General features: G+C 55.1%; 13 protein-coding genes. 11 read left to right on the top strand and 2 right to left on the bottom strand.

The annotated features are described in order from the left end of the window. The first annotated feature begins 92 nt into the window (after nucleotides 1–92). The 3 genes from JJQ72_RS12030 to JJQ72_RS12040 all read left to right on the top strand — a co-directional run bounded on the left by JJQ72_RS12030 (nucleotide 93) and on the right by JJQ72_RS12040 (nucleotide 4368). Nucleotides 93–2312: an MMPL family transporter gene (locus tag JJQ72_RS12030; protein WP_208203822.1), complete on the top strand. Its 2220-nt coding sequence runs from the start codon at nucleotides 93–95 to the stop codon at nucleotides 2310–2312. A gap of 135 nt (nucleotides 2313–2447) precedes the next feature. Next, nucleotides 2448–3761: an NCS2 family permease gene (locus tag JJQ72_RS12035; RefSeq protein WP_138227342.1), complete on the top strand. Its 1314-nt coding sequence runs from the start codon at nucleotides 2448–2450 to the stop codon at nucleotides 3759–3761. Nucleotides 3762–3909: 148 nt separating this feature from the next. Then, complete coding sequence (locus tag JJQ72_RS12040) at nucleotides 3910–4368, top strand: hypothetical protein (protein ID WP_233281070.1); 459 nt, start codon at nucleotides 3910–3912, stop codon at nucleotides 4366–4368. Between the two features lie 113 nt (nucleotides 4369–4481). Here the strand turns inward: JJQ72_RS12040 and JJQ72_RS12045 are convergent, their stop codons facing one another. Beyond that, nucleotides 4482–6065 (bottom strand): FAD-dependent oxidoreductase, encoded by a 1584-nt coding sequence (locus tag JJQ72_RS12045; protein ID WP_233281267.1) that lies wholly within the window; start codon nucleotides 6063–6065, stop codon nucleotides 4482–4484. Nucleotides 6066–6233: 168 nt separating this feature from the next. On the opposite strand from JJQ72_RS12045, the gene JJQ72_RS12050 reads away from it, so the two are divergent. The 4 genes from JJQ72_RS12050 (at nucleotide 6234) to JJQ72_RS12065 (ending at nucleotide 10897) form a co-directional block, all read left to right on the top strand. After that, nucleotides 6234–7586 carry a spore germination protein gene (locus JJQ72_RS12050; protein WP_208203823.1) on the top strand — a complete coding sequence of 451 codons (1353 nt, stop codon included), beginning with the start codon at nucleotides 6234–6236 and terminating at the stop codon, nucleotides 7584–7586. Then, nucleotides 7586–8704 (top strand): GerAB/ArcD/ProY family transporter, encoded by a 1119-nt coding sequence (locus JJQ72_RS12055; protein ID WP_138227340.1) that lies wholly within the window; start codon nucleotides 7586–7588, stop codon nucleotides 8702–8704. Before JJQ72_RS12050 ends, JJQ72_RS12055 begins: the two co-directional genes overlap by 1 nt. Beyond that, on the top strand, nucleotides 8701–9822 hold the full coding sequence (locus JJQ72_RS12060; RefSeq protein WP_347880747.1) for a Ger(x)C family spore germination protein: 1122 nt from the start codon (nucleotides 8701–8703) through the stop codon (nucleotides 9820–9822). Before JJQ72_RS12055 ends, JJQ72_RS12060 begins: the two co-directional genes overlap by 4 nt. Nucleotides 9823–9949: 127 nt before the next feature. Beyond that, complete coding sequence (locus JJQ72_RS12065; protein ID WP_138227339.1) at nucleotides 9950–10897, top strand: aldo/keto reductase family protein; 948 nt, start codon at nucleotides 9950–9952, stop codon at nucleotides 10895–10897. Between the two features lie 24 nt (nucleotides 10898–10921). On the opposite strand, the gene JJQ72_RS12070 is transcribed toward JJQ72_RS12065, so the two are convergent. Then, the gene (locus JJQ72_RS12070) at nucleotides 10922–12013 is read right to left on the bottom strand and encodes a diguanylate cyclase (protein ID WP_138227338.1); all 1092 of its coding nucleotides are present in this window, start codon (nucleotides 12011–12013) and stop codon (nucleotides 10922–10924) included. A 220-nt stretch (nucleotides 12014–12233) separates the two neighbouring features. Here JJQ72_RS12070 and JJQ72_RS12075 point away from each other — a divergent pair, with 220 nt between their 5' ends. The 4 genes from JJQ72_RS12075 (at nucleotide 12234) to JJQ72_RS12090 (ending at nucleotide 16103) form a co-directional block, all read left to right on the top strand. Beyond that, nucleotides 12234–12629, top strand: a complete 396-nt coding sequence (locus JJQ72_RS12075; RefSeq protein WP_138227337.1) for a Fur family transcriptional regulator — start codon at nucleotides 12234–12236, stop codon at nucleotides 12627–12629. Further along, a complete protein-coding gene (locus tag JJQ72_RS12080) occupies nucleotides 12605–13417 on the top strand; it encodes a winged helix-turn-helix domain-containing protein (RefSeq protein WP_208203824.1) in 813 nt (270 codons plus the stop codon). Before JJQ72_RS12075 ends, JJQ72_RS12080 begins: the two co-directional genes overlap by 25 nt. Nucleotides 13418–13664: 247 nt before the next feature. Further along, a complete protein-coding gene (locus JJQ72_RS12085) occupies nucleotides 13665–15125 on the top strand; it encodes a catalase (RefSeq protein ID WP_208203825.1) in 1461 nt (486 codons plus the stop codon). Between the two features lie 165 nt (nucleotides 15126–15290). Next, entirely contained in the window at nucleotides 15291–16103 is an 813-nt protein-coding gene (locus JJQ72_RS12090; RefSeq protein ID WP_208203826.1) for a uroporphyrinogen-III synthase, read from the top strand. Nucleotides 16104–16138: the final 35 nt, after the last annotated feature.

Genomic DNA, 16138 nt, shown 5'->3' on the forward strand with positions numbered 1-16138 from the left:
ATAAACAAGATTTTGACAAAACCGCGTGCCTTTTTCAAGTGCACGAAGCTGAAATGCGCGTAAAAGCGCCAGAAAGAAGGGAGAATAAGGAAATGAAAGAGCATGGCTTCGGCCGATGGGTGGCTGGTCCCAAGACCAAATGGATTACACTCTTAGTATGGATTGCCCTGGTTGCTATTTTGAGCATGGCCTGGCCGATGGTCAACGAAAAGGAAACCAACAATGCACCGAATCTGCCGGAGGACAGCCTGTCCGTGCAGGCAGATCAGGTTGCCGCGCGCGAGTTCCCCAGCGGAGAAGGGGTTCCGGCGCTGCTCGTATGGCAGCGGACCGGCGGCTTGACGGATGAGGATCTCGGCGTCATTCAGCAGCTGTATGGGAAGCTGTCGGCAAGTCCGGTGCCTTATCAGCTGCCGGAGGTCATCCCCTTTGACAAGCTGCCGCTGCCGGCACTGAAGCAGCAGCTGTCGGAGAACGGCAGCAGCCTTGTGACCCCTGTATTCTTTGAAGAATCGGCAGGGGCGAAGGAGACGGAAGAAGGCCTGGAGCAGATCCAGGAGCTGACGAAGGACATCGCCGGAGCCAATCCGTTCGAGGAGAGCCTTGGAGGAGAGGAGCTCTCCGCCCGGGTAACTGGTCCTGCCGGAATTTCGGTGGATGCCACCGGCTTGTTTGAGGATGCGGATGTCTCGCTGCTGATTGCGACCGTGCTCATCGTGCTCGTCATCCTGCTGCTGATTTACCGCTCACCGATTCTGGCCCTTATTCCTCTCGTGGCTGTAGGCTTCGCTTATGGCGTCATCAGTCCCGTGCTGGGCTTTCTGGCCGGCGAGGGCTGGATTACGGTTGACAGCCAGGCCATTGCGATTATGACGGTCCTGCTGTTCGGCGCAGGCACAGACTACTGCCTGTTCCTCATCTCCCGTTTCCGTCAGGATCTGCGGGAAGAGGAGAGCAAGAGCGGCGCCTTGTTCCGGGCGATGACTCAGTCCTCCGGCGCCATTGCCATGAGCGGCATCACCGTCGTCATTGCCATGCTGGCGCTGCTGTTTGCCCAATACGGCGCCTATTACCGGTTCGCCATTCCATTCAGCTTGGCGATTCTGATTATGTTCATTGCCAGTCTGACGCTCGTGCCGGCGCTGCTGGCCATTCTGGGCCGCGCCTCATTCTTCCCGTTCGTCCCGCGGACGCCGGCGATGGAAGAAGAGCGCGCCAAGCGCAGAAACAAGCCGGTCAAGCACCGCAAGGTCCAGTCGGACAACTGGATCGGACGCCTGGTGACCACCCGTCCCTGGACGGTTGTCCTGACCGGGGTCGTCCTGCTCGGCGGTCTTGCCGCTTTTACACCGCAGTTGAAATTTACGTATGACATTCTGTCCTCATTTCCGGAGGATATGCCTTCCCGGGAAGGCTTCAGCATTATTGCCGAGGAATTTACACCTGGTGAACTCGCTCCCGTCAAAGTGATGCTGGATACAGAAGGCCAGGAAATCAATATTCAGGGCATCCTGGAATCCCAGTCCTTCGTCAGCCAGGCAGGAGAGCCGGCAGAAGGAGCGGAGAATCCGAATATTAAGGCAGTCGATGTGGAATTGGCCATGAATCCGTATGATCTGGAGGCCATGCATCTGATTCCCGACATTCGCAGTCTCGCCGAGAGTGCACTGACCGAGGCTGGCATCCAGGACGCGGCCTCCAAGGTATGGGTGTCCGGGCAAACGGCGGTGCAATACGATACCGAGCTGATCGGTGACCGCGACACCCGGATTATTATTCCGGTCGTCATCGGCATGATTACACTGCTGCTGCTCCTCTATTTACGCTCTGTCGTAGCTACCGTGTATCTGGTGCTGACCGTCATCCTGTCCTACTTCTCGGCGCTTGGACTGGGCTGGCTCGTGCTTCATTACGGCTGGGGAGCCGAAGCCATTCAAGGCTCCATTCCGCTGTATTCCTTCGTATTCCTGGTTGCGCTGGGCGAAGACTACAATATCTTTATGATCTCTAGCATCTGGAAAAAAAGCCGGCACATGCCGCTGAAGCAGGCCATCCGCGAGGGTGTGCATGAAACCGGCTCGGTCATCACCTCGGCCGGCCTGATCCTTGCGGCAACCTTTGCCGTGCTGGCTACGCTGCCGATTCAGGTGCTCGTGCAGTTCGGTGTTATTACTGCGATCGGCGTCCTGCTGGACACCTTTATCGTTCGTCCGTTCCTCGTACCGGCCATTACGACCCTGCTGGGCCGCCGCGCCTTCTGGCCTGGCAAGGCTCCTTATGAGGAAGGGGCCGCTGTCAAGGAGCAGGCCTGATTAGATCCCGGCCTTGCCGGAAAAGATAAGCTGGAGCGTCCCGATGGGAGCTCCGGCTTTTTTTATACGCCAGCGTTGTAACTTTCCTGTGTATTGCTCTACAATGAGGAAATCACAGGCGGAAGGAATGCATCTATGTTAAACAACAGGTTCAGACTGAAGGAACGAAATACAACGCTCAAGACCGAGATGGTCGCGGGCCTGACGGTGTTTCTCACCGTAGCTTATATTATCATTGTCAACCCGATGATTCTGAAGGACGCGGGTGTGCCGTTTGATCAGAGCTTTACGGCCACCATTGCTGCCGCAGTAATCGGAACGATGTTTATGGCCTGGTTCGCCAATTATCCAGTCGTCATCGCCCCGGCGATGGGACTGAATGCTTATTTTACGTACTCTGTCGTAGGCGGTCATGATATCCCGTACACGGTCGGCTTCTCGGCCGTTTTTGTGTCGGGTATTATATTTCTGCTGATCTCCATGACTTCACTGCGGACGCGGCTGATCCATGCGATCCCCGACAATCTGAAGCATGCGATCGCTGCAGGCATCGGGCTGTTCATTGCCTTTATCGGCATGAGGCTCTCCGGCATCATTGCGGATCATGAGAGTAATCTCGTTACGCTAGGAGACTTCACCGAGCCAGGGGTAGCGCTGACGCTGACCGGGATTGCGATCACGATTGCGCTGTTCGCTTTGAATGTGCAGGGGGCGCTGTTTGTCGGGATGATCCTGACCGGTATCATTGCGTGGTTCACAGGTCAGCTTCACTTTGATCAGGGGCTGGTCTCACTGCCGAGGCTGCCAGAGGGAATTCTAGTCTTCAATCCTGTGACGTCGGTACAGCAGGTTATTGAATACGGCTTATACAGTGTCGTATTCTCGTTTCTGCTGGTGATGCTGTTTGATACCACAGGGGCGATGCTGGCCATTCTGAAGCAGGCAGGACTGCTGCGTGAAGGCAGGCTGGAGAAAGCGGGAAGTGCGTTTGCTGCCGATTCCGTCGGCACCATGGTCGGCTCCATGCTGGGCACAAGCCCGACAGCGGCGACGGTAGAATCGGCGGCCGGCGTTGGAGCCGGAGGCAAGACCGGCATTACGGGACTGACGGTGGCGGCCTTATTCGGGGTCGCTGCCTTTTTCAGCCCGCTGATCGGGTCTCTGTCAGGGGTAGCGGCTATTACGGCACCGAGCCTGATTATTGTCGGCTGCATGATGATTCGCAGTGTGTCTGACATCGAGTGGAATGATTTTGAGGAAGCCTTTCCGGCGTTTCTGGTCATCATCAGCATGCCGCTGACGTCAAGCATCGCGAACGGGATTGCGCTCGGCTTCATTTCTTATCCGGTCATGAAGATCGCAAAGCGCAAGTTCAGGGATGTGCACCCCTTCGTCTATGTATTTGCCGTACTCTTTCTGGTGCAGCTGATTTTCTTTGCCCATAACTAAATCTCTTTAAGGGTGATAGGACCGGGGATTGCAGCAGGCAAGCGGGATGCAGGGGGCCGGATTGAGGTCAGGGAATATGTCTCAGAGCATTGCATATCCTGTATCATGTCTCTTATAATGATGTGAGTATTGGGTAAGGGAGCCATGAATGAATTTGAAGAAATCCGTATTGAACCGATTGGTTTCGGACATGCTGCTCCGGTCGGGAAGCGGAGTTGCGGTGAAGCTGGAGTCCCGTTTTCCGGGGGGCCGATTAATCGGCGGGAAATACGGAATGGACGCTCACGCGGTAACGATGTATACCGAGGTTATTCAGCAGCAGTGCCTGCAGTTGTTTGGATCGCTGGAGTCTGTCTACGATTACTTTACAGTAGTGTTTGCCCACGAGCTGGGACACGCGATGGATGACGAGCTGTCCGTCATGATTGAACGCCTGGATGCCGCCGAGGATGAGCGCGCCCGGACCGAGATTGCGCTGCAGATCGAAGAGAAGGCCTGGAGCTACGCCAGAGGATGGCTGACCGAGGTCGATCCCTCCTTCATCAGCGTTATCATTGAACAGTCACTTGCAGCCTATCACGAAGAACTGGCACCGGTGACCGCTTAAAGCGGACATTGTGCTGACATGTTAAACAGGCAGGAGACACCCTGGCCGGATGCTATAGGAATGAACCTATAGCAGTATCGGCGAAAGGGAGCTCCTGCCTTTTTTGTGTATGCTTAGTCTTCTTCGTGGTCCAGCTTGCGCAGCGGCTCGATCGCCGGCCCTTCCAGCACTTTACCGTCAAATCCGAACCGCGAGCCGTGGCACGGACAGTCCCATGACCGTTCGCCGTCGTTCCACTCCGTCTCGCAGCCCATATGAGTACAGGTCGTATCCACCAGAAACAGCTGCCCCTGCTCGTCACGGTAAGCCCCCGCACGCTGCCCGTGATGGCGGACGACTGCGGCCTCACCCGGCTTCACCTCACTGATCTTGGCATGGCTCAGATCCAGCTTGCCGGAGATGAGCTCCTTCGCCACACCTGCCCCCTGAGTCACGAGGTTCTTGATCGATGGATCAGCCTTGAACCGGGACGGTGAGAACAAGCTGCTGAAGCGGTTGTCTCTCCCCAGAATCTGATCTCTCAGGAGAAGCGCTGCCGCTGTTCCGTTACTCATGCCCCACTTGCGGTAGCCGGTCGCGACGAAGATGCGGTCCTCCTTCGAGGTGAGCGGTCCAATGTAAGGAAGGTTGTCGATGGTAATCAGATCCTGGGTGGACCAGCGGTACGGAATAGCCGAGGCGCCCAGCAGGTTGCCGCCGAACACCTCCAGCTTCTCGTAGTGTCCGTGCGTGCATTGACTGCGTCCGGTGACATGGTCTTCCCCGCCGACCAGAACCAGCTCCTCTCCGGCATAGCTGACCGATCGAAGAGATCGGGAAGGCTGATCCACACTCAAATACATGCCGCCCGGATAAGCGGTTTCCGGCTTGATAGCCACGACGTAGGACCTTTCCACATGCAGCCGGGCAAAATACATGCCCTTCCCGTCATAGAACGGAAAATGGGAGGCCGAAATGGCATGCTGACACGTAACCTGATGATGTCCGCGCTCCGTGTACAGCTTAACAGGGCCCTCTGTGTCGGCCTGCTCATCCATGGTCGTATTCTCATAAATTTTTCCGCCCAGCTTCAGGAACTCCTCCACCAAGCGCTTTAAATATGCCAGCGGATGAAAGCGGTACTGCCCAGGCATTTTGATCGCGCCGGTAATTTGCATCGGCAGCGGCAGCCGGTCCAGCCACTCCCCCGGAATGCCCAGCTTCTGATACGCCTGGTATTCCTCCTCCAGCTGGGATTTTTTCTTATCCTCTTCCGTTGTGTAAATGTAAGCATCCTCTTCCACCCAGTCGCATTCCGCATTGAGCTCACGCGCCATCGCCTTCATCCAATCCATCGCTTCCGTCTGGGCTTCATAATACAGCCGGGCCTGCTCCTCGCCAAAATGCTGCATCAGCTCATTGTAAATCAGTCCATGCTGCGCCGTCACCTTGGCGGTCGTGAAGCCGGTAGCCCCGTCCAGAATGGACCCTGCATCCAGCAGAACGACGTTCTTTCCTTCCTTGGCCAGGAGATAAGCCGCTGTAATGCCCGTAATCCCGGCACCGACAATAGCAACCTCGGTCTCGATATCCTCCGCCAGCCTTGGAAAAGCCGGCAGCTCTGTCGTCGCCCTCCATAGAGATTCCGGCAGCTGCGGCAGTTCACTGTGTCCCTTCATTGGACCGTCCATCGTATCGCCTCCATTGATCGGTATCATCGTCATCCATTATTACCACCGACAGGGTAAAAGAAACGATTGCCTGGATCAGCATTTTTGAAAAAAAGGAAGGACTTCTCGCCAAGCTTCATACATAATTTAGCCGCTCAATGAAAAAAATACCTGTCATCAGCAAAGGAAGATGGAATCCGGAAGGAGACAGGACGGATGAAATCCGGAACAACGACAGAAAGCGAAGACACCCTGCAGTGGCTGCAGCAGCAGCTGGAGGAGATGGGGGATAAAGAGGTGTGCACCTTATCCAGCGGGGAAGAGCAGCTGAGCATGGTGTATTTGAAATCAATGACCGATCCCTCGCTCATTCAAGAGCAGCTGGTAAACCGGTTCTACGAGATGAACAGCCTGGAGCAATATCAGCAGTATATGGACTCCTTCCCCTCCATTCAGCAGCCTCAGTCGAAAGAGGAAGCCATAGAGGCGCTGCTGAAGGGCTCGGTGGTGCTGTTTATCAGGGAGCACATCTATTTGTTTAATGCACTCAAGGTGCAGGGCTCCAGTGTGTCCGAGGCTAGCACGGAGAATGTGATTCAGGGCCCGACCGACTCTTTTACAGAGGATATAGACATCAATATGAACCTGATCCGGCGCCGCTATCAAAGTGTGGATCTCAAATCAGAGTATATGAGCATTGGCAAGGTGTCACAGACGCGGATTGCCATTGTCTATGATACAACCCGGGTAGATCATGCCGTACTAAAGGAACTGAGAGAGAGGCTGGGCAATATTGACGCTGACGTGATTCAAGCGGCATCGGAAATTGAGCGTTTTTCGATGAAGCCGAGATGGCGTCTGTTCCCGACGATGATGGTCAGTGAGCGTCCCGACCGGACGGTCCTGAATTTGTCTCAGGGTAAAATCGTGGTGCTGATGGACACGACCGGCTACGCCGTGCTGCTGCCAGCCATCTTCAATGATTTCTTCACGGCCATGGATGACCAGATCCAGCTGCCGCCGGTAGGGTGGTTCCTGAAGACAATCCGCTACATTGGCTTGCTGGCGACATTGCTGCTGCCTGCGCTCTATGTGGCTTTTACCTCCTACAATCCTGAAATTCTCAAGATGCAGATTGCGCTTCTTATCGCGGGCAGCCGGGCGACGGTGCCCTATCCCTCGTTCATGGAGGTGATGTTCATGCTGCTCGCCATGGAATTTCTGATTGAGGCCAGTGTGCGGCTTCCCAAGGCGATCGGACCCACGGCTACGACCGTAGGCGGCTTGATTCTGGGAACCGCTGCAACGGAGGCCGGGCTTGTAAGCAATATCATGATCATCATCGTGGCGGCCGTCGCGATTTCCAACTTCGTAATCCCGGTTTCGATGATGAGCTTTGGCATCCGTGTGACGAAATATATATTTATCGGACTGGCCACCTTCTTCGGCCTTGTAGGCATCGTGCTGGGAATTATCGGCCTGATTGTCTACCTTACGAGTCTGCGCAGCTTCGGTCAGCCATATCTGAAAATGTTCGCCATCCGCAAGCTGACAGGGGAGGGCAAATAATGGTCAAGAATGTCTATTTCTACTACCTGTTTCTGCTCAACGCGCTGATGAATCTGGTTAATTTCGTGCCGCGGATCTTAATTCATGACCGGTTCAGGGGCTCGGTGCTGGGAGTCATGGTTGCGATCCCGATTGGGCTGGTCACAATCGCGCTGTTTGTCCGTATGATTCAGAAATTTCCGGGCATGGGCGTCCCGGAAATCTTCGCGAAATATATGTCGCGCTGGATCTACAAGCCGCTGCTATTCATGCTGGCGTTTGTCTGGTTCTATGCCAGTGCGGTGACGCTGGTCGGCTTCGTGGATGTGACCGGGCGATATATCAGCCCGGATGTATCTCCGTACGCGATTCTGATCGGATTTCTGATCCTCGTAAGCCTGAGTGCGCGCAGAGGCAGTGAGTCACTTCTGTACGCGCTGGAGATTGTACTTTTCATTATGGTGCCCTTAATCATTTATATGACCTACCGCGGACTGAGCAGCCCGTACTTTCAATGGGATGCGGTTCGGCAGGCCATGACCTTTATGGGTCATGCACCGACGCTCACCTCGATTGCGGGGGCAACGTATATCTTTAGCGGATATGCGAATCTGGTCATCTTCAACCGCGTGTTTGAAAAGGTACAGGTCCGTAGATTTTGGGTCATTGCTGCAATCGGTGCCTTGATCGTCGTCATGGCTATGTTTGCGCCCATCGGATTACTGGGCGTGGAGGGGGCTGGTTACCACGTATATCCTTCCTTTTCCACGGTCGATTCTCTGCGGATCCGGTATTTCATTATTGAGCGCATGACCTATGTGTTCTATGTCGTTTACCTCTCACTCTCCCTCGTAAACTCCATTATTCATTGGCATGTTGCCAAGGAGCTGGTGCTCGGGGTGTTCCGGCAGCACAAATCGTCCGAAGGCGGGTGTCCGAAGGAGGAGAAGTCACAGAGCCGACTGGCCTGGTGGGTGCTGGGTATCTTCTCCGCGCTCGTGCTGGGAGCGGCTTATCTGGTTGATCAATTCTCCAACAATACAATGGCGGTCTGGTTTCTGAATACCCGGTTCTTTGCCGAAATGCTGCTCCTCCTCCTGCTCGGCTATTGTGTGCTGAAAAGGAGGTCGGCGGCGTGAGCTTGAGAACATTACGGAAGAGGGTCCTGATCCTGCTCTGCTTGTGCTCGATTCTGATCGGGGGCTGTGAGTTCCGGGACATTGACCTGCGGCTGTTCATTGTGGCTATGGGTGTGGATGTGGTAGAGGACCGTCCCGAGATGCTGCGGTATACGTTCAAGATTGCCGTGCCGACAGGAGACCCTAAGTCCGGAGAGCTGAAATCTATTATTATTCAGCAGGATTCATCCTCTGTAGCGAGAGCCGTAAGAGAAATCAAATCCAAGGTGGACAAGGAGCTGGATTTCGCGCACTGCCGCGTCCTGCTGCTGGGTGAAGCCTACGCCCGGAAAGGAATTCGGGACGTGGAGGAATGGATTATCCGCCGCCGGGATACGCAGCTCATTATGTATCCGGCGGTAGCGGTGCCGGATGCCAGGACCATTCTGAACGTCAGCCCCGCCACCGAGCGGATTGCCGGCAATGCGAAGGCGCTGGCACTCAGTGAGGAAGGGACCGAGTCGCCATACATTGCCAAGACGTATTTATTTGATGTGGACCGCCGCGTAAGGGAAAGCGGAATAGATCCCTATATGCCGGTCATTACAGTGGATAACAAGGAAGAAGGCGTGCTGAACATTAACAAGACGGCTCTCATGGATAAGGAGCGGGTGAAGCTGATGCTGGAGCCGGAGGAGAGCAAGCTGTTGAACGTGCTGATGATCCGGGACCTGCTGACAGACCTCGGAACGACGATGAACGGCAGCAGCTATGAAATGAACGTGGACCGCAGCCGGGCCAGGTTCAAGATTGTAGTTCCGGAGCCGGGCAAGGAAGAAATTCAATATAAGCTGAAGATTAGCGGCAACCTGGAGGAGAAGGAAGACTACGATCAGCTGACCCACAGCGAGTTGAAGGAGCTGGAGCAGGCATTTAATGAGAGTCTGTCGCAAGAGGTCACGAAGCTGCTGGAGAAGATTCGGGAAACCGGCACCGATCCGTTAGGCTTCGGGCTGAGATACTTTGCCACGCACTGGAATAACAATACCGAGAAGCAGCAGTGGGAAGCCATGTATCCGCACATTACGTTTAAGGTAGAGGTGGATACGCAGATTAAGGGAACAGGCTATAGCCGATAAAGGTTGTTACCTCTTCCCCGTAAGCCAGGAATTGCCCATGGTATAGAGGGCATCCAGAACGTGCTTTTAGAGGTCCGTGAATGGTAGAATAAAGAGGTACCTATCATCACAGCGGGAGGTTATATGAATGGAATTTAGAAGACTTGGCGCAAGCGGTCTCAAGGTAAGTGACATCAGTCTCGGAAGCTGGCTGACCTACGGAGGTTATGTGGAGCGGGAGAATGCCGTGAAATCCATTCAGACCGCCTATGGGCTGGGCGTGAATTTTTTTGATACGGCGAATGTGTACGAACGGGGCGCAGCGGAGGTGGTCGTGGGAGAAACGCTGCGGGCATTTCCAAGGGAATCCTACGTGCTGGCGACCAAGGTGTTCGGCAGAATGGGTGACGGCGTAAACGACCAGGGCTTGTCACGCAAGCACATTATGGAGCAGTGTGACGCCAGCTTGAAGCGCCTGGGTATGGATTACATTGATATATATTACTGCCACCGGTTTCATCAGGACACACCGGTCCAGGAAACGCTTCGTGCTTTGGATGACCTGGTGCGCAGCGGCAAGGTGCTGTATGTCGGCGTGAGCATGTGGACTGCGGCACAGATGGAGGAGGCTCTGGCGGTGGCGGACCGGCTGCTGCTGGACCGGATCGTGGTGAACCAGCCGCTGTACAATATGTTTGATCGGGAGATCGAGAAGGAAATTATTCCGCTGGGCGAGCAAAAAGGAATTGGACAAGTGGTGTATTCTCCACTGGCCCAGGGCCTGCTGACCGGCAAGTACACTTCTGCCTCCAAGGAAGAAATGCCTCAGGACAGCCGCGCCGCCAAGCTGGGCGCCGACCGGATGAAGCTGAATGGGGATAGAGTTGAGAAGGTTCATCAGCTGACGGCGATTGCCAATGAGCTGGATATTACCATGAGCCAGCTGGCGCTGGCCTGGGTGCTCCGTCAGCAGAACGTCAGCAGTGCCCTTGTAGGAGCAAGCCGTCCGGAGCAGGTGGAGGAGAATGTGAGTGCCTCTGGCATCAAGCTCAGTGAGGATATCGTTCAGGCGATCGAGAGCATTCTGACCGCCTGAACCCGGCAGCGGGACTGCACCGGCTCAGGCTTGAGCTGAGCCGGTACAGACCCGGTTCCGTCCCTCCTGCTTGGCCCGGTACAGCTCCTCGTCGGCCTGATGAAGCAGCTCCTGCACATCATCACATTTCAGCGTGTCCGGGTAAACGGCAACGCCGGCAGACACGGTCACTTTCAGGGCGGTGCCATCGCCCAGCATGAACACATGCTGCTCGACCGCCCTGCGGATTTTATCCGCCAGCAGCGTCACCTCGTGAGAGGCCAGGCGGGGAACGAGAACAGTAAATTCCTCGCCCCCGTTCCGGGATACCTCATCCGTAGGGCGAGCATGCAGCTTCAAGAGCGAGCTCAGCTGCTTTAGAACGACATCTCCGGCCGCGTGGCCGTAGGTGTCGTTTATTTTTTTGAAATGATCTATATCCAGGGCAATAACGCCCAGCGGCTCCTGGCTTCGCCGGGCTTGCCGGAAATGCTGGTTCAGCAGCAGCTCGAATTGGCGGAGATTATGCAGGCTGGTCAGGTGATCGGTTTGAGCCTGCAGCGTCATCCGGGCGAACAGCCGGTTCGAGGCGAGAGAATATTCCAGCAAGGCATAGATGACGAGTGTAGCTGCTGTAGAAATGCTTAAATAGATGGCGACGACTTCCAGCAGCAGCTCGTGGACGTTGATCGTCAGCACGATCGAGATCACGATAATCGAGATCAGATTCATGATCAGCAGCTTCTGAAGGCGCTTCCCGGTATGTAAGGCGATAAGGGCACAGAGCACAGCGATCACAAGCATGCCCGCACCGGCGATTATGGATACCTGGCTCAGACCGAACAGCACAATCCGGCCAGCCGTGATAAGCACCCCGGAGATGAGCGAGGGAAGCCAGCCCACATAGCCGGCAACGATCACAATCGCCAGATGCCGCAGGTCGGATATGACTTCATTGTTAATGGGAAAAGAATAATGCATGAGGATAATGCCATACATCCCGAACATGATGCCGGAAACGAGCTGTACCCGCAGGCTCGGCGCCTCCAGGTTGTAGGCATATCTGGTAGATAGCAGGCCGGTCAGATAAAGAAAGGTTACCAGCACACAGGCATTGATAAACAATATATTGACCAAGAATTCGACATTCCCTTCCGAAGCAAGCCCTCCATGAAGAGAGCTGCCAACAGCACATTTTTCTTTATATTACGAAAAGAAACGAATGGTGTCGATATGTCGTTTCATATTTTACCAGTTAACAGGGCTTTAGTCCCGGTTTAGGATGAGAAAGGGTTGACTGAAGCTGCATCAAGATTTATACTTGATCTAAAAATAAATTAAATAAAGGGTGAGACCTTTGAGAGCATTAAATTTAACAACACAGCGCCAGGCGGTGTTTGATGTCGTGCGGGATTCGGAAGACCATCCTACCGCTTCGGATATTATGAACCGCTTGGTGGAGAAGGGATATAATCTGGCGTACGGCACGGTTTATAACTCGCTGCGCTATTTGACCGATAAGCAAATGATCCGGGAGCTGAAGCTGGGGGAGAGCGCAAGCCGCTATGATGCCCGCACGGACGAGCATCAGCATATTATGTGTGAGGTATGCGGCAAGGTTGATGAGGTCATGACCGAGGTTCCGCCGGAATGGAACCGCGTGGTCGCGGAAGAGACAGGCTATACCATTAATCATGCCCATGTGGTATTCGGAGGAGTGTGTCCCGAATGTCAAACCAAGCGAAGCAAGTAGCACAGACAAGAGGCGGAATCGTCTCTTTTGCAGGAACATCCTGGCCAGAAGAGCCATACAGCAAGCCGCTGGAGGAATTATCCTGCCCGGTGTCGTTATACCGCGCGGCAATGCTGAGCCGCCAGCCGGGACGCGTACATGAGCTGGGGCTTATTTTGTCGGAGCATTGCTTTGATGTCATGATGATGCGCAGATGGGAGCCCCGCCTGACCTCGGCCCTTACCGCCGGCCTTGTGATCGCCGATCTGACGCATTGCGATACGCCGGGACAATTTGACGAGGAGTGCGTGATGCTCATGCCGGAGGGAGTCCAGCTTCCTGTCATGTACCTTGTTAACGAGACGCTGATGAACAGCGCCAGCACGTCCATGCTGGACAAGGAGCTTCTGGTTTGGCCGGCCCGTTCTGCGCAGACCCTGATGTATCAGATTCAGCGCAGCATTCGTGTTCATGCCGCGTCTCAGCCGGAGGTCATGCCAGAATCGCCGAGCCGGGAGGTCTATAAGGACCTGTGGATTGACCGCGACAAGATGACCGTGCAGCGCCGGGCTCTCCCCGTGCATCTGACGAAGACGGAGTACAGCCTGCTTATCCTGCTGCTTGACAGCAAAGGCGCAGTGCGCACGCGTGAGGAGCTGATGAGTGAAATCTGGGACACCGATTTTCTCGGAGGCAGCAATGTAGTGGACGTCCATATCAAAAGCCTGCGCAAAAAGCTCGGTGACCATGCCGGCGCGCCGCAATATATAGCAACCGTAAGAGGAGTCGGATACCGCCTGGCGGACTGACTCCTTTTTTTCTTGCACAGAAACAGGCCGTCAGGCTGCTCCATGCTTATGCTCATTGCTGCTCCATGCTTATACTCATTCATGAAATCTTCATGCTTGAATCATAAAAGCATCATAAACCAATCAGCTAACCCTCATGAAAGGCTCATGGATTGCTCATGCATGAACCCGCCTCCCAATGCTACAATCAGTTTATAAATTTAGATCCAGTCTAAAATCAAATTTACAATAACGGAGGCATACATCTATGAATACGAGATTAACGACCAATCAGGGCGCTCCTGTAGGTGACAATCAGCATTCCAAAACCGCAGGGCAGCGCGGCCCGACACTCTTGGAGGATTACCATCTGCTGGAGAAGCTCGCTCACTTTGACCGTGAGCGGATTCCGGAGCGTGTTGTGCACGCCCGCGGCGCCGGAGCGCATGGTGTATTTGTGACCGAGAACAGCATGAAATCCCACACCCGGGCTGCTTTTCTGCAGGAGGCGGGACAGGAGACGCCGGTATTCGTCCGCTTCTCTACCGTGATCCACGGTGTCGGCTCGCCGGAAACTGCCCGTGATCCGAGAGGCTTCGCGGTGAAGTTCTATACCGAAGAAGGCAACTATGATATTGTCGGCAACCACCTTCCGGTCTTCTTCATTCGCGATGCTATGAAATTCCCGGATATGGTTCATTCCCTGAAGCCGGCACCGGATACTAACATTCAGGACCCTGGCCGCTACTGGGACTTCATGACGCTTACACCGGAATCGACGCATATGATGACCTGGCTGTTCTCCGACCACGGGACGCCGGCTAATTACCGGCAGATGGACGGATTTGGCGTCCATTCCTTCAAGTGGGTGAACGCAGAGGGCAAGGTTACGTACGTGAAATACAAGTGGGAATCGCTGCAGGGTGTAGAAACCTTCACGGCGGATGAGGCGGGAGCCATGCAGGGACGCGACTTCAACCATGCAACCCGCGATTTGAGGGAGCATATTGATCAGGGACAGTTCCCGCAGTGGCGCCTGCAGGTGCAGATGATGCTGCCGGAAGAAATGGATGCCCTGGCCTTTGATCCGCTGGACCCGACCAAAACCTGGCCGGAGGACCGCTTCCCGATGCATACGGTCGGCACGATGACGCTGAACCGCAATCCGGATAATTTCTTTGCTGAAGTGGAGCAGTCCGCCTTCTCCCCAAGCGTGCTCGTGCCGGGCATTGAGCCGTCAGAGGATAAGCTGCTGCAGGGACGCCTGTTCTCCTACCCGGACACCCAGCGCCATCGTCTGGGCGCGAACTACCTGCAGATTCCGATCAACTGCCCGTATGCTCCGGTTCGCAATCATCAGCGCGATGGATTGATGAACGTGAAGCAGGACCCGTCACCGGTAAACTATGAGCCGAACAGCTACACCTCAGGACCGTCGGAGGATCACGCATACCGGGAGAGCGAAAGTCCGCTCCATGGAAGCACGGTGCGCCAGCGGATTCAGAAGACCGATGACTACACACAAGCAGGAGAGCTGTACCGCTCCTTCACCGAGCAGGGCAAAGCCAGCCTTCTGCACAACCTGATTCAGGATCTGAGCCAGGTGAAGCACGATATTCAAATGCGGGCGCTGTGCCACTTCTTCCAGGCAGACCGGGAGCTGGGCATGAAGCTGTCGCAAGGGCTGGGAATTGATATTAGCGCCCATATGTCCGGACCGCAAGCTTAATCAGAATCCAATCAGGCCGCCTCTGTGCTTCGCTGCACAGGGGCGGCTATTTTTCATGGAATTGAGGTCTATCCCTTTCTATTCCAGAGAAGGACAAGTATACTGAAGGAATCATTGGATGGTGAAGGTCTGCTTCGCGAAAGCAGGTCATCAGGGAGGGATCATATGGCACAGCCTATGAAAGGGAAAGTCATCGCTTTGACAGGACCGCGCAAGGCCACGGATATGGCCAAGCTGGTAGAGAATATGGGGGGCACACCGCTGATCCGGCCGGCTCAGGGCACGGTGTTTCTGGATGATGAGGCGCTTCGGGCCTCCATCACGGACTGGGTAGAGCATCCGCCGGACTGGAGCCTGTTTACAACGGGAATCGGCTTTGAGGCGATCATGGATATGGCGGAGCAGATGGGCGTACAGGAGAAGCTGCTGCAGATCCTTCAGACCACCCGTATTGCCGCCCGCGGCTACAAAACGGTCAATGCACTCAAGAAGCGGGGCCTGAAGCCGCTTGTGCGCGATGATGACGGAAGCACCGCAGGATTGATTCGGGCGTTTGAAGGCTATGATATACAAGGAAAGCGGGTTACTCTGCAGCTCCACGGAGAGTCTGCACCGCAGCTTGTGGCATGGCTTCAGGAGAAAGAGACCCAGACCGTGCAAATCCTGCCCTACAAGCATATTCCGCCTGAAGAGGAGGAGCTGGGACTGCTCCTCAGTGAGATCATCCGTCACCAGGTGGATGCGGTTGCGTTCACGAGTGCGCCGCAGTTCCGTTTTCTTGCGGAATATGCGCGCCGGAAGGAATCCTGGGAGCCGCTTGCTGCAGCTTTATGTGGTCCGGTTATCGTCTGTGCGGTGGGCAAAGTGACCGCGCAGGGCTTGATCGAGGAAGGCATCGAGCCGCAGGTCGTGCCGGAGGAAGAGCGGATGGGCAGCATGCTGGTGGCGCTGGGGCGCTATTTTGCAGAACGGGGGTAAGCCCTTAGGATCACAGTGCTTGAGATCAAGCCTGA

The sequence above is a fragment of the Paenibacillus sp. F411 genome (assembly GCF_017582705.1).
Classification (GTDB): Bacteria; Bacillota; Bacilli; order Paenibacillales; family Paenibacillaceae; genus Paenibacillus_AQ; species Paenibacillus_AQ algicola.

Coding starts and splice junctions, on each gene's coding strand:
- JJQ72_RS12035 (WP_138227342.1), top strand. CDS start 2,448: ATGTTAAACAACAGGTTCAGACTGAAGGAACGAAATACAACGCTCAAG.
- JJQ72_RS12055 (WP_138227340.1), top strand. CDS start 7,586: ATGGTCAAGAATGTCTATTTCTACTACCTGTTTCTGCTCAACGCGCTG.
- JJQ72_RS12045 (WP_233281267.1), bottom strand. CDS start 6,065: ATGATACCGATCAATGGAGGCGATACGATGGACGGTCCAATGAAGGGA.
- JJQ72_RS12065 (WP_138227339.1), top strand. CDS start 9,950: ATGGAATTTAGAAGACTTGGCGCAAGCGGTCTCAAGGTAAGTGACATC.
- JJQ72_RS12030 (WP_208203822.1), top strand. CDS start 93: ATGAAAGAGCATGGCTTCGGCCGATGGGTGGCTGGTCCCAAGACCAAA.
- JJQ72_RS12040 (WP_233281070.1), top strand. CDS start 3,910: ATGAATTTGAAGAAATCCGTATTGAACCGATTGGTTTCGGACATGCTG.
- JJQ72_RS12080 (WP_208203824.1), top strand. CDS start 12,605: ATGTCAAACCAAGCGAAGCAAGTAGCACAGACAAGAGGCGGAATCGTC.
- JJQ72_RS12090 (WP_208203826.1), top strand. CDS start 15,291: ATGGCACAGCCTATGAAAGGGAAAGTCATCGCTTTGACAGGACCGCGC.
- JJQ72_RS12050 (WP_208203823.1), top strand. CDS start 6,234: ATGAAATCCGGAACAACGACAGAAAGCGAAGACACCCTGCAGTGGCTG.
- JJQ72_RS12085 (WP_208203825.1), top strand. CDS start 13,665: ATGAATACGAGATTAACGACCAATCAGGGCGCTCCTGTAGGTGACAAT.